This is a genomic window from Vibrio sp. 10N.261.52.A1 (assembly GCF_002876325.1).
Classification (GTDB): Bacteria; Pseudomonadota; Gammaproteobacteria; order Enterobacterales; family Vibrionaceae; genus Vibrio; species Vibrio chagasii.
Map to the genome: position 1 here is coordinate 1 of NZ_MCYD01000628.1, position 480 is coordinate 480.

A 480-nucleotide genomic window follows, 5' to 3' on the forward strand; every position below is an offset into this window, starting at 1 on the left:
TCTATATGTCCACAGAATGTATTGAATACGATTTAATGTCAACAGATCCATTATGAATTTTTTTCAAGTAGATCGTGAGTAAAACTCAAGTCGTTAGATGGGTCGCAAAGCAGAAATAAGGAAGAAAAAAGGCTGAGAAACACATCGTGCTTTCAGCCTTATTTATCTTAGTGAATAGTATGCTATTTAAGTGCCATAGCAAATGATTTGAGTATTAGAACAGGCTCGACATTCGGTTCAAATCAGACTGAATTGCACCAGCCGTCACTTCACGTCCAGCACCTGGGCCACGAATAACCAATGGGTTATCTTTGTACCATTTACTCTCAATCGCAAAGATATTATCGCAAGGCAGCAAGTTCGCCAGAGCGTGCTCTTTCGATAACGCTTCAACACCTACGGTTGCTTTGCCGTTCTTCTCTAAACGCGCGACGTAACGTAGTACCTTTTGCTGAGAATGCGCTTTCTTCAAACGCTCAG

1 pseudogene is annotated in these 480 nt (G+C 41.5%); it reads right to left on the reverse strand.

The annotated features are described in order from the left end of the window. Positions 1–214: 214 nt before the first annotated feature. Positions 215–480 (reverse strand): annotated as a pseudogene (metL, locus tag BCT81_RS11380) (bifunctional aspartate kinase/homoserine dehydrogenase II); the annotation flags it as partial.